Source organism: Microbacterium sp. HMWF026, assembly GCF_003061325.1.
Lineage (GTDB): Bacteria > Actinomycetota > Actinomycetes > Actinomycetales > Microbacteriaceae > Microbacterium > Microbacterium testaceum_E.
Genome location: NZ_QAJB01000114.1, coordinates 1 through 12367 on the forward strand (window position 1 = coordinate 1; position 12367 = coordinate 12367).

At 70.1% G+C, this 12367-nt stretch carries 11 protein-coding genes; all 11 read right to left on the bottom strand.

The genetic code is table 11. The features are described 5' to 3' along the window. The coding region (locus DBR36_RS05235; protein ID WP_108317879.1) for a hypothetical protein at positions 1–931 on the bottom strand (931 nt) is incomplete at its 3' end. A gap of 106 nt (positions 932–1037) precedes the next feature. Continuing rightward, positions 1038–4502 carry a DNA polymerase III subunit alpha gene (gene dnaE, locus DBR36_RS05240; protein ID WP_375136057.1) on the bottom strand — a complete coding sequence of 1155 codons (3465 nt, stop codon included), beginning with the start codon at positions 4500–4502 and terminating at the stop codon, positions 1038–1040. Between the two features lie 203 nt (positions 4503–4705). After that, positions 4706–5629: an RluA family pseudouridine synthase gene (locus DBR36_RS05245; protein ID WP_108317881.1), complete on the bottom strand. Its 924-nt coding sequence runs from the start codon at positions 5627–5629 to the stop codon at positions 4706–4708. A 1-nt stretch (position 5630) separates the two neighbouring features. Then, positions 5631–6155 carry a signal peptidase II gene (gene lspA / locus DBR36_RS05250; protein WP_375136056.1) on the bottom strand — a complete coding sequence of 175 codons (525 nt, stop codon included), beginning with the start codon at positions 6153–6155 and terminating at the stop codon, positions 5631–5633. Positions 6156–6219: 64 nt separating this feature from the next. Next, complete coding sequence (locus tag DBR36_RS05255; protein ID WP_108317883.1) at positions 6220–6840, bottom strand: DivIVA domain-containing protein; 621 nt, start codon at positions 6838–6840, stop codon at positions 6220–6222. A 121-nt stretch (positions 6841–6961) separates the two neighbouring features. Beyond that, on the bottom strand, positions 6962–7264 hold the full coding sequence (locus DBR36_RS05260; protein WP_108317884.1) for a YggT family protein: 303 nt from the start codon (positions 7262–7264) through the stop codon (positions 6962–6964). A 6-nt stretch (positions 7265–7270) separates the two neighbouring features. After that, positions 7271–7741, bottom strand: coding sequence for a cell division protein SepF (locus DBR36_RS05265; protein WP_108317885.1), 471 nt, complete (start codon positions 7739–7741; stop codon positions 7271–7273). 31 nt (positions 7742–7772) lie between these two features. Continuing rightward, entirely contained in the window at positions 7773–8459 is a 687-nt protein-coding gene (locus DBR36_RS05270; RefSeq protein ID WP_108317886.1) for a YggS family pyridoxal phosphate-dependent enzyme, read from the bottom strand. Positions 8460–8526: 67 nt separating this feature from the next. Next, a complete protein-coding gene (ftsZ, locus tag DBR36_RS05275) occupies positions 8527–9726 on the bottom strand; it encodes a cell division protein FtsZ (RefSeq protein WP_108317887.1) in 1200 nt (399 codons plus the stop codon). 151 nt (positions 9727–9877) lie between these two features. Continuing rightward, positions 9878–10837: an FtsQ-type POTRA domain-containing protein gene (locus DBR36_RS05280; RefSeq protein WP_108317888.1), complete on the bottom strand. Its 960-nt coding sequence runs from the start codon at positions 10835–10837 to the stop codon at positions 9878–9880. A 2-nt stretch (positions 10838–10839) separates the two neighbouring features. Further along, complete coding sequence (gene murC / locus DBR36_RS05285; protein ID WP_108317889.1) at positions 10840–12246, bottom strand: UDP-N-acetylmuramate--L-alanine ligase; 1407 nt, start codon at positions 12244–12246, stop codon at positions 10840–10842. Between the last annotated feature and the right edge of the window lie 121 nt (positions 12247–12367).

Here is a 12367-nt window from a genome sequence, read left to right on the forward strand (position 1 = left end):
GGGCCGTACCGTCGTGCGCGGCGGCGGACGCCGCGGGCGTGCGCGGGGCGCGCGGGGTCCGGGGACGCGCGACCACGGGGCCGATGGGCCGCGCGTTGCGGTGGGCGGGGACGTCGTCGCGATCGCGGAAGTCACGCGAGAAGGGCGGGATGAAGGGGGCGAACACGGTCAGGACGACGCCGGCGAGAAGAACGACGGCCTCGACCCAGATGACCCACGAGCGCGTCCAGATACCGGTTTCGCTGAAGACGGCCACGGTGTCCCACACCCAGGCGACCCACACGAGGGCGGCGACGGTGAAGGCGACCGAGGCGAACTGGTCGATGCCGAGCGAGCCGACGCGGCGGATGCCCTGCGGCGAGAGGCGCCGCAGCACGATGAGGCCGACCGCGACGGTCGGCAGGGCCGCGGCGGGGATCCACCAGAGTCCCGACAGCCACACGTTGGCACCGCCGATCAGGACCCCGGAGGGCGAATCGAGGATGTTCGTGCGGAAGAACGAGACGAAGAAGGCGACGACCCACGCCCCGAGAAGGGCGACCTCGCGGATCGAGAACGGACCCACGCCGTAGTTGGGCCCGTCTGCGGCGCGCCGCGCGCCGTGCGCTGCGGTGCCGGCATGATCCACGTCGTGGATCGCCAGGGCGGCGTTGGCGTGCGCCGAAGCGGGCACAGAGGAGCCGGCGCGTCCGCGGGCTCCGGCCGGGGCCGGGGTCGCGGAGGAGCCGACGCGGTCGGAGGCGTCGACGGCGCCGGTGTCGTGCGCGTCGGCTTCGACGCCCTCGCGCTCGAGCGCGGAGCGGTCGAAGGAGGAACGGTCGAGGGGCGAACGCACGGCGTTCGTGTCGTCGCGACGATCCTCGTCGCGCGCGAAACCGTCCGACACGGGCGCGTCGGACGCGGAGTCGTGGTGGGGGGTCTGATCGGTCACGGTGGTCCTTTCACCAGGGGCGCCGCAGCGCCGGGTCATCCTAACCAGCGGGTGTTCTGCATCCGCTGGGGTTGTGACGATGACGTACGGGGGGAAACAGGGGGCGTCAGCCGAGGCAGTTCGGGCCGAGCAGACCCTTGAGCTCTCCGAACAGGTCCGCGGTCACGCGGACGGGCATCGGCACCTCGAAGACCTTCGCCGAGCCCCCCTTGTGGAGCTTGAGCACCACCTCGGTCGACCCCGCGTGACGGCGCAGCATGTGCGCGAGTTCGCCGACCAGCGCCTCGTTCGCGCGCTGCTCGGGCACGACGAGGGTGAGACCGCCGGTCTCGTCGAGACCCTCGAGATCCGGGGCGAACGCGCTCTGCGCGTGCAGGTTGAGGCCGTCGTCGCGCCGCGACACCCGGCCGCGGACGACGAGGATCGAGTCGGCCTGCAGGACGGGGGCGAACTCGGCGTAGGTCTTGCCCATGAACATCACGGTCACCTCGCCGTTGAAGTCCTCGACGGTGACCATGCCGTACGGGTTGCCGCTCTGCTTCGCGACGCGGTGCTGCACGCTGGTGAGAAGACCCGCGACCGTGACCTGGTCGCCGTCCTGCACGTCCTCGGAGGCGAGCAGGTCGTGGATCGACGTGGACGCGTGCTTGGCCAGCGGCACCTCGAGCCCGGCGAGGGGATGATCGGACACGTACAGCCCGAGCATCTCGCGTTCGAAGGCCAGCTTGTCCTTCTTGGTCCACTCGGGCCGCTCCGGCACCTTGACGACCTGTTGCGGTTCGTCCCACAGCGAGTCGAAGTCGAAGCCGACTTCGCCGTTGGCCTCGCGCCGCTTGTCGAGCACCGCCCCTTCGCAGGCGTCCTCGTGCACCTCGACGAGCGCGCGGCGCGTCGAGCCGAGCGAGTCGAACGCCCCCGCCTTGATGAGCGACTCGACGGTGCGCTTGTTGGCCACGTGCATCGGCACCTTGGACAGGAAGTCGTGGAACGAGGTGTACTTCGCCTCGTGACGCGCCGCGACGATGCCGTCGACCACGTTGGTGCCGACGTTGCGGACCGCGCCGAGACCGAAGCGGATGTCTTCGCCGACGGCGGCGAAGAAGCGGATCGACTCGTTCACGTCGGGCGGGAGCACCTTGATGCCCATGCGGCGGCACTCGTTGAGGTATACCGCCATCTTGTCCTTCGAGTCGCCGACGCTGGTGAGCAGCGCGGCCATGTACTCGGCGGGATAGTGCGCCTTGAGGTAGGCGGTCCAGTACGAGACCAGGCCGTATGCGGCCGTGTGCGCCTTGTTGAAGGCGTAGTCGGCGAACGACTCGAGCACCTTCCACAGCGTCTGCTGCGCGACGTCGCCGAACCCGCGCTCGGTCATACCGCCGAAGAAGATCTCTTTCTGCTTGTCGAGTTCGCTCTTCTTCTTCTTTCCCATCGCGCGGCGCAGCAGGTCGGCCTGACCGAGCGTGTACCCGGCCACCCGCTGGGCCACGGCCATCACCTGCTCCTGATACACGATCAGGCCGTAGGTCGTGTCGAGGATGTCGGCCAGGGGTTCTTCGAGCTCGGGGTGGATCGGCTCGATCTCTTGCTGCTTGTTCTTGCGCAGCGCGTAATTGATGTGCGAGTTCACGCCCATCGGGCCGGGCCGGTACAGCGCCAGCACGGCCGAGATGTCCTCGAAGTTGTCGGGACGCATCAGGCGCAGCAGTGATCGCATCGGGCCGCCGTCGAGCTGGAACACACCGAGCGTGTCGCCGCGGGCGAGGAGCTCGTACGATGCCGCGTCGTCGAGGGCGAGATCCTCGAGCACGAGGGGATGACCGCGGTTGGCCTCGATGTTGTCGAGGGCGTCGTTGATGATGGTGAGGTTGCGCAACCCCAGGAAGTCCATCTTGATGAGGCCGAGCGACTCGCACGCCGGGTAGTCGAACTGCGTGACGATCTGGCCGTCCTGCTCGCGGCGCATGATCGGGATGATGTCGATCAGCGGCTCGCTCGACATGATCACGCCGGCCGCGTGCACGCCCCACTGACGCTTGAGGTTCTCGAGCCCCAGCGCGGTGTCGAACACCGTCTTGGCCTCGGGGTCGGTCTCGATGAGCGTGCGGAACTCGCTCGCCTCTTTGTAGCGGGGGTGCTCGGGGTTGAACATGCCGTCCAGCGGCATGTCTTTACCCATGACGGCGGGCGGCATGGCCTTGGTGAGCTTGTCGCCCATGCTGAAGGGGAAACCGAGCACGCGCCCGGCGTCCTTGAGGGCCTGCTTGGCCTTGATGGTGCCGTACGTGACGATCTGCGCGACGCGCTCGTCGCCGTACTTCTCGGTGACGTACTGGATGACCTCGCCGCGACGACGGTCGTCGAAGTCGACGTCGAAGTCGGGCATCGAGACGCGGTCGGGGTTGAGGAAGCGCTCGAAGATCAGACCGTGCTGCAGAGGGTCGAGATCGGTGATCTTCATGGCGTAGGCGACCATCGATCCCGCGCCCGAGCCGCGGCCGGGACCGACCCGGATGCCGTTGCGCTTGGCCCAGTTGATGAAGTCGGCGACGACGAGGAAGTAACCGGGGAACCCCATCTGCAGGATGACGTCGGTCTCGTACTCGGCCTGCTTGCGCACGGAATCCGGGATGCCGTCGGGATAGCGATCCTGCAGGCCGTTCTCGACCTCTTTGATCATCCAGCTGCCCTCGGTCTCGCCCGCGGGCACGGGGAAGCGGGGCATGTAGTTGGCCGAGGTGTCGAACTCGACCTCGCACCGCTCGGCGATGAGCAGCGTGTTGTCGCACGCCTCGGGGTTGTCGCGGAACACCTGACGCATCTCGGCGGGCGATTTGACGTAGTACCCGTCGCCGTCGAACTTGAAGCGCTTGGGGTCGTCCAGGGTCGAACCCGACTGCACGCACAGCAGCGCCGCGTGGCTCGTGGCGTCGTGCTGGTGCGTGTAGTGCAGGTCGTTGGTGCCGACCAGGGGGATGCCGAGGTCTTTCGAGATCCTGAGCAGATCGGTCATGACGCGACGCTCGATCGACAGGCCGTGGTCCATGATCTCGGCGAAGTAGTTGTCTTTGCCGAAGATGTCCTGGAACTCGGCCGCCGCCGCCCGCGCCGCGTCGTACTGCCCGAGACGCAGGCGGGTCTGCACCTCGCCGGACGGGCAGCCCGTCGTGGCGATGAGTCCCTTTCCGTACGTCTGCAGCAGCTCGCGGTCCATGCGGGGCTTGAAGTAGTAGCCCTCCATGCTCGCCTTGGACGATAACCGGAACAGGTTGTGCATGCCCTCGGTGGTCTCGGACAGCAGCGTCATGTGCGTGTACGCGCCCGAACCCGAGACGTCATCGCTCTGCTGCTCGGGCGTGCCCCACCGCACGCGCGCCTTGTCGGAGCGGTGGGTGCCGGGGGTGACGTAGGCCTCGATGCCGATGATCGGTTTGATCCCCGCGTCCTTGGCGGTCTTGTAGAACTCGTAGGCCGCGAAGGTGTTGCCGTGGTCGGTCACCGCGATCGCGGGCATGCCCTGTTTGACGGCCTCTTGGACCATCGGGCCGATGCGCGCGGCGCCGTCGAGCATCGAGTACTCGCTGTGCACGTGAAGGTGAACGAAGGAGTCTGCTGCCACGCGACGAGTCTACGTTCGCCCTCCGACATCGACCGCGGAAGTTCGAGGCCGACCCTCAGCCGCGACCGTCTCCCCGGGCGCGTCGCGGCGGAACGTCCCCGCGTGCGCGTGCGGCGCGCCACCCCCGGCGGGCGGAGGCGAGCGCGTGTCCCGGCTCAGGCGCCGTCGGAGAGGATCTCGAGCGCGTGCGCCAGATCGGCGGGATACGGCGACGCGAACTCGACCCACTCCCCCGATCCCGGGTGCGCGAACGCCAGACGGTGGGCGTGCAGCCATTGGCGCGTCAGCCCCAGGCGGGCCGACAGCGTCGGATCGGCGCCGTACAGGGGGTCGCCCGCGCACGGATGGCGGTGCGCGGCCATGTGCACGCGGATCTGGTGCGTGCGACCGGTCTCGAGGTGGATCTCGAGCAGCGAGGCGCGAGGGAACGCCTCGAGCGTCTCGTAGTGGGTGACGGAGTCCTTGCCGTCCGGGGTGACCGCGAACTTCCAGGAGTGGTGGGGATGCCGCCCGATCGGCGCGTCGATCGTACCGGCGAGCGGATCCGGATGCCCCTGGACGACGGCGTGGTAGATCTTGTCGACCTCGCGGTCCTTGAACGCGCTCTTGAGCAGGGTGTACGCGCGCTCGGTCTTGGCGACGACCATGAGACCGCTCGTCCCCGCGTCCAGGCGATGGACCACGCCACGACGCTCGGCCGGGCCGCTGGTCGCGATGCGGAAGCCCGCGGCCGCGAGGGCGCCCAGAACCGTCGGCCCCTCCCACCCGACGGAGGGGTGAGCGGCGACGCCGGAGGGCTTGTCGACCACGACGATGTCGTCGTCGTCGTGGACGATTCCGAGGTCGGGCACCGCGACCGGGACGATCTCGGGGTCGCGCTTGGGCTCCCACTCGACGCTGATCCACGAACCCGCGCGCAAGCGGTCGCTGCGACCGGCGGTGCGTCCGTCGACGCTCACTCCCCCGGCATCCGCGACCTCGGCCGCGAACGTCCGGGAGAAGCCGAGCATCTTGGCCAGGGCCTGGTCGATACGCGTCCCATCGAGCCCGTCGGGGACGGGGAGGCTCCGCGACTCCATGTCAGCGGGCGCCCGGCTCGGCCCCGGAGGGGGCGTCGTCGGCCGCGGCGGACTCGGTCGAGCGCGAGGCCTTGGTCTCTCGAGTGCCGTCCAGCCGGAGTCCGAACAGCACCAGGATCGCCACCGAAATCATCATCGACACGATGAACACGTCGGCGACGTTGTAGATCGCGGGCATCATCCACGGTGTCGAGATGAAGTCGACGACGTGACCCACCGGGAAACCGGGCTCGCGCAGGAGCCGGTCGGTGAGGTTTCCGAGCACGCCGCCCAGCAGCAGGCCCAGCACGACGGCCCACAGGCGGGAGTGCACGCGCCGCGCGGCGAGATACACGATGATCCCGGCCACGATCGCCAACGCGATCGTGAAGATCCACGTCACGCCCTCGCCGAGGGAGAACGCCGCGCCGGGGTTGCGCACGAGGTAGAACTGCAGCGCTTCACCGATCACCGGGACGACGCGCTCCGGGGGGAGGCTGTCGATGGCGACGGTCTTCGCCAACTGGTCGGCGGCCAGCACCACCACCGCGAGGATCGCTATGACGATGCCGGCCGCCGCCGAACGCAGAGGAGGTCGACTGCGCAAAGAGTTACAGACCGATCGCCGACACCGGGGTCGAGCCCGACGACGTCGCGGTGGTGTCGAGGTCGCGCAGCTGGCCCTCGATGTACGAACGCAGCTGCGAGCGGTAGTCGCGCTCGAAGGTGCGGAGCTCGGTGATGCGGCCCTCGAGCGTCACGCGCTCCTTCTCGAGACGGGCGCGCTCTTCGCGACCCTTCTGCTCGGCCTCGGCGACGATGGACGCCGCCTGCGCCTGCGCCTCGCCGATGAGCTGGTCGCGCTGAGCCTTGCCCTCGGCGACGTGCTCGTCGTGCAGACGCTGAGCGAGCTCGATGATGCCGGCGCTCTGCGCGGCGGGCTCGACGTCGGCCTTGGGGGCCTCGGCGACCGGCGCCGGAGCGGGGGTCTCGGCCACGGGCTCCTCGGCCTTGGGGGCCTCGGCGACGGGGGCCTCGGTCGCGGCCGGAGCGGCCTCGCCGGACTCGTACGCGGCGAGCTTGGTCTTCAGCTCCTCGTTCTCGGCGATGGTCTTGCGCCACTCGACGACGATCTCGTCGAGGAAGTCGTCGACCTCGTCGGGGTCGAAGCCCTCCTTGAAGCGCACGTGCTGGAACTGCTTGGTGACGACGTCATCGGGGGTCAGTGCCATGGTGTTTCCTCTTTCGAGAGCTCTGATTTCGGAACTGTGGGGGGTGTCGCACCGGGGCGTACCGCTTCGGAACAGCATAGCCGCCGCCCTCGACCGGTGTCGAAGGGCGGCGGCGAATGCGTCAGGCGGACGCGAGGGACCGCGTGACGCTCAACAGCATGAAGCAGACGAACATCACGATCGCGAAACCGAAGTCGATCGCGATGCCCCCGATGCGCAGGGGAGGGATGATGCGGCGGATCAGCTTGATGGGCGGATCCGTCACGGTGTAGACGATCTCGGCGAGCACCAGGGTCGCACCCCGGGGACGCCACTCGCGATTGAACATCGGGATGTACTCGAGCACGAGGCGCGCGAGCAGCAGCACGATGTAGATGAAGAGGATCGCGCTGAGGACGGAGCCGATCAGGCTCAGGACGGCCACGATCGATTACTGGGACGCGAAGGGCGCAGCCTCGGGGTCGGCCTGCGCGATCGCACCGTCGCCGGACACGGCGATGTTCTCGGGCGACAGCAGGAAGACCTTGCTCGTCACCCGCTCGATGCGGCCGTACAGCCCGAGCGAGAGACCGCTCGCGAAGTCGATCAGGCGACGCGCGTCGGCGTCGCTCATCTGCGACAGGTTGATGATGACCGGGATGCCCTCGCGGAAGTTCTCGGCGATCGTCTGGGCGTCGCGGTACTGCTTGGGGTGCACCGTGAGGATCTCGCTCACGGGTCCGGCCGAGGGCTGGCGCACCACGGCGGGACGGTGCAGCGGGGTGACCGGCGCGGCCTTCTCCACGGGAGCGGCCGGTGCGGCCTGCTTGCGCGCGATGGGCTGCGGCGCCGTCTCCTCGTAGGTCTCTTCCTCGTCGGCGAGGCCCAGGTACACCATGGTCTTCTTCAGGGGGTTCGACATCGCATCCTCCGTTCGCTCGTCTGGTCCGAGGCTAGTCGCGCGGGGGCCTCGGGCCCGTGATTGCGGAGCCGATCCGCAGGTGTGTCGCGCCCATCGCGATCGCCTCGGGGAAATCGCCGGTCATGCCCGCCGAGATCCAGTCGGCGTCGGGCACGACGGCCCGGACGGCGTCGGCGCATCGACGCAGTCGCTCGAACGCGCGAGCGGGCTGCTCGTCGAGAGGAGCGACCGCCATGACCCCGCGCAGGCGCAGGCTGTCGAGGGCGGCCACGTGCGTCGCGAGCGCGCCGACCTCTTCGGGGGCCACTCCCCCGCGGCCGGGGTCGTCGGTAAGGTTCACCTGCACCAGGACGTCGAGGACGTCATCGCCGGGCGCGGCGTTGTGCAGGGCGTCGGCGATGCGCGCGCGATCGACGGAGTGCACGGCATCCGCCCCCGCCCGTACCAGGCGCGCCTTGTTGGTCTGCGCCTGGCCGATGAAGTGCCAGGTCAGATCCGGGATGCCGCCGAGCTCGGCGCGCTTGGCGGTGAGCTCCTGCTGGCGGTTCTCGCCGACGTGGCGGACGCCGAGGGCGTAGAGGTCCTGCACGAGCGCGGCGGGGTGGAACTTGGTCACGACGATGCGGGTGATCCCGGAGACGTCGCGATCGGCGGCGCGGGCGGCATCCCGGATGCGATCGTCGACGGCGGCGAGCCGGTCGGCCAGGGCGGTGTCCATGCTGCTCCTTCGACGACGAGAGCGGGCCCGGTGGAGACCGGACCCGCTTTCGTCGGAGAGTTCGTGCTTACTTCAGGAAGTCGGGCACGTCGAGGTCGTCGTCGGCGTAGCCGTTGTCGTACGAGGTCTCGGGAACGCGCGCGGTGACCGGCGCGGGCTCGGGACGACGCTCGGGGGCGCGCTCGACGGGACGTTCGGTCGCCGCCTTCTGCTCCTCGGCCGCGTCGAGGTCGCGGGCGACGTCGTCGGCGGGGATGACGGGCACCACGGGGATGCTGGCCGGCCGCTGCGCGCTGACCGGGTCGATGCGCAGCGACGGCTCGCCGCCGTCGAACCCGGCCGCGATGACGGTGACGCGCACCTCGTCGCCGAGGGTGTCGTCGATGACGGTTCCGAAGATGATGTTCGCTTCGGGGTGGGCGGCCTCTTTGACCAGCTGCGCGGCGTCGTTGATCTCGAAGATGCCGAGGTTGGACCCGCCCTGAATCGACAGGAGCACGCCGTGCGCCCCCTCGATCGACGCCTCGAGCAGGGGCGACTCGACGGCGAGTTCGGCCGCCTTGATCGCACGGTCGGCCCCTCGCGAGGAGCCGATGCCCATGAGCGCGGAGCCCGCGCCCTGCATCACCGACTTCACGTCGGCGAAGTCGAGGTTGATCAGACCGGGCGTGGTGATCAGGTCGGTGATGCCCTGGACACCGGCGAGCAGCACCTGGTCGGCGGTGGCGAAGGCCTCGATCATCGAGATGCCGCGGTCGCTGATCTCGAGCAGGCGGTCGTTGGGGACGACGATGAGGGTGTCGACCTCTTCTTTCAGGCGCTGCACCCCGCCCTCGGCCTGGCTCTGGCGGCGACGACCCTCGAACGAGAAGGGCTTGGTGACGACACCGATCGTCAGCGCGCCGATCGACTTGGCGATCTTGGCGACCACGGGCGCACCGCCGGTGCCGGTCCCGCCGCCCTCGCCCGCGGTGACGAAGACCATGTCGGCGCCGCGCAGGGCCTCTTCGATCTCTTCGGCGTGATCCTCGGCGGCACGGCGGCCGACCTCGGGGTCCGCTCCGGCGCCCAGGCCGCGCGTGAGCTCGCGGCCCACGTCGAGCTTGACGTCGGCGTCGCTCATGAGCAGCGCCTGTGCGTCGGTGTTGATCGCGATGAACTCCACGCCGCGCAGGCCGAGCTCGATCATGCGGTTGACGGCGTTGACGCCGCCCCCGCCCACACCGACGACCTTGATCACGGCGAGGTAGTTCTGGTTGTGGCTCATGCCGGCCTCCGTTTGTCCCCGAACCCGAAACTCTAAACCTCATGTTGAGGGTTAAAGAATTGCCCGGTATGCAATTCCTTAGCTCGAAGGTAGGCGGCGTCCGGGGCCCCGCGGGACCGACACGCGGCGTGTTCCGTTTTCGCCTCGAAGATCAGCGGACGACGCCCGCCTCGGGCGAGGTCACGTCGTACTCCTTGGCCCGGTCCGGCGGGCTCTTCGCCATCAGACGGTCGAGGACGACCGCCTTCTCGGCCGAACGCTCGGCGCTCCCCCACACGACGCGCGAACCCGACGCGCCGAGCGTCAAGGTGACGTCGTCGGGCGTCGACGCCGAGACGGCGGTGACCTGCGCGCGGATCGCGTCGGGCAGCGCCCGCACGACCCGCCCCGCGGCGTGGAACGCCGCCGAATCGGTACCACCCGCGATGTCGAGCACTGGCTGCCCCGCCGGGGCGTTGGGGGTCGTCGACAGGGCGACGCCGGCGGCATCCACCACCGTGAAGCCCGCCGGTGTCTGCATCGCCCCGATCGGCGTGCGCTCCACGATCCGCACGACGAGGTCGTGCGGCGGGCGGGCCTCGAGCGTGTACGACTCGACCAGGGGGAAGCGGACCAGCGCGGCCTTCACGGCGCTGTCGTCGACCATCGCCAGGGGGGTGCCCATCTGCGCGTCCAGCGCGGCCGTCACCGCCGCGACATCGAGCTGCGAGGTGCCCACGACGTCGATGCGCTCCACGGCGAACAGCGGGCTGTACGCCGCTCCCGCCGTCCCCAGCACCGTCACGAGGAACGCCGCTCCCACGCCGATCCACACGCGCCGACGACGGCGCTGCCGCACCGTGAAGCGCTTGACCTCGGCCGACAGCGCGCGACGCCGCGCGCGCGAGGCGCGCCACACGTCGCGCAGACGCGTGGTCTCGCCGTCGTCGCCGGACGCCACGCCATCCGCCCGCCCGCCGTCGGTCCGCTCGTCGTCCGGCCGCACGAAGGGCGTCACCGGGGCGGTGTCGTCGACGGCATCCGGATGCCGCGGCACGCGCGCCGCGGGACGCTCGGCCTTCGACGCACGGGCGGACGCCGGCGGCTGCGGCAGGGGCGAGGGCCGGCGCACGCTCAGACCGCCGGCGCCTCGGTGCGGGAGAGCGCCTCGAGCACCTGCGGGATGATCTGGTAGACGTTGCCGCAGCCGAGGGTGATGACGTAGTCGCCGGGACGCGCGACGCGCGCGGTGTACTCCGCGGCCTGCTGCCAGTCGGGCACGTAGTGCACGTGCGCGGGGTCGGCGAACGCGCCGCTGACCAGCTCGCCGGTCACCCCGGGCACCGGGTCCTCGCGGGCGCCGTAGACGTCGAGCATGACCGTGTGATCGGCGTGCGTCTCGAGCACCTCGGCGAACTCGCGGTACATCTCCTGCGTCCGCGAGTACGTGTGCGGCTGCTGGATCGCGATGATGCGCCCCTCTCCCACGACCGTCCGCGCGGCGGACAGCGCCGCGGCGACCTCGGTGGGGTGGTGGGCGTAGTCGTCGTACACGCTGACACCGTGCTGCGTACCGTGCAGCTCGAAGCGGCGCACGGTCCCCCCGAAGCCCTCGACCGCGCGGGCCGCGTCGGCGAGGGGGTGACCGAGGACGCGGAGCACGGCCACCGCTCCGGCGGCGTTGACGGCGTTGTGGGCACCGGGCACGCGCAGGCGCACCTCGACGCTCTCGCCGTCGGCGGTGAGTGTGAAGGCGACGGGGCCCTCGGTGCGGATGCCGCTGAGCCGCACGTCCGCGGAGGGGTCCTCGCCGAAGGTCACCACGGTGGCGTGCGTGATGCGCTCGCGCACGGCGCGCGCCCCCGCGTCGTCGGCCGAGATGACCACGGCCTCGCTCGCGGCATCCGCGAATCGGGCGAACGCGGCGTCGAACGCGTCGCGCGAGCCGTAGTGGTCGAGGTGGTCCGGGTCGACGTTGGTGATCAGCGCGACCGAGGTGTCGTACAGCTCGAACGTGCCGTCGGACTCGTCGGCCTCGATCACGACGAGGTCGTCGGAGCCCGTGCCGCTCGACGCCCCGAGGTCGGCGATGACGCCGCCGTTGACGAAGGTCGGCTCGACGTCGAGGGCGCGTAGAGCCGTCACGATCATGCCGGTCGAGGTGGTCTTGCCGTGCGCCCCCGCGACCGACACCAGGCGGCGACCGCCGATGAGCCAGTGCAGTGCCTGCGAACGGTGGATGACGTGCAGGCCGCGTTGCTTCGCGGTCACGAACTCGGGGTTCTCGGGCCAGATCGCCCCGGTGTGCACGACCGTGTCGGCATCGCCCAGGTGCGCGGCGTCGTGACCGACGTGGACCGTCGCCCCGCGGGCGGCGAGGTCGCGCAGCGCCGCGCTGTCGGCGCGGTCGGAGCCGGAGACCCGGATGCCGCGGTCGAGGAACATGCGGGCCAGGCCCGACATGCCGGAGCCCCCCACGCCGATGAAGTGCGCGGAGGTGATGGTCTCGGGGATGGGGAGGCTCAGGTCGGGTCTGATCATGGCGTCTGCGAGTTTACGTCGCCGATCCTGCGCGCGAGCCCCGGCGCGCGGGGCGGGCGGGCGCCGTGGGGCGACGTCAGCGGGCGAGGGCCTCGTCGATCATCGCGATCACGTTCTCGGT

Coding starts and splice junctions, on each gene's coding strand:
- DBR36_RS05255 (WP_108317883.1), bottom strand. CDS start 6,840: ATGGCACTGACCCCCGATGACGTCGTCACCAAGCAGTTCCAGCACGTG.
- dnaE (WP_375136057.1), bottom strand. CDS start 4,502: ATGCTCGACGGCGCCGCGCGCATCGGCCCGATGGTCCAAGAGGCCGTC.
- murC (WP_108317889.1), bottom strand. CDS start 12,246: ATGATCAGACCCGACCTGAGCCTCCCCATCCCCGAGACCATCACCTCC.
- DBR36_RS05270 (WP_108317886.1), bottom strand. CDS start 8,459: ATGGACACCGCCCTGGCCGACCGGCTCGCCGCCGTCGACGATCGCATC.
- DBR36_RS05245 (WP_108317881.1), bottom strand. CDS start 5,629: ATGGAGTCGCGGAGCCTCCCCGTCCCCGACGGGCTCGATGGGACGCGT.
- ftsZ (WP_108317887.1), bottom strand. CDS start 9,726: ATGAGCCACAACCAGAACTACCTCGCCGTGATCAAGGTCGTCGGTGTG.
- DBR36_RS05265 (WP_108317885.1), bottom strand. CDS start 7,741: ATGTCGAACCCCCTGAAGAAGACCATGGTGTACCTGGGCCTCGCCGAC.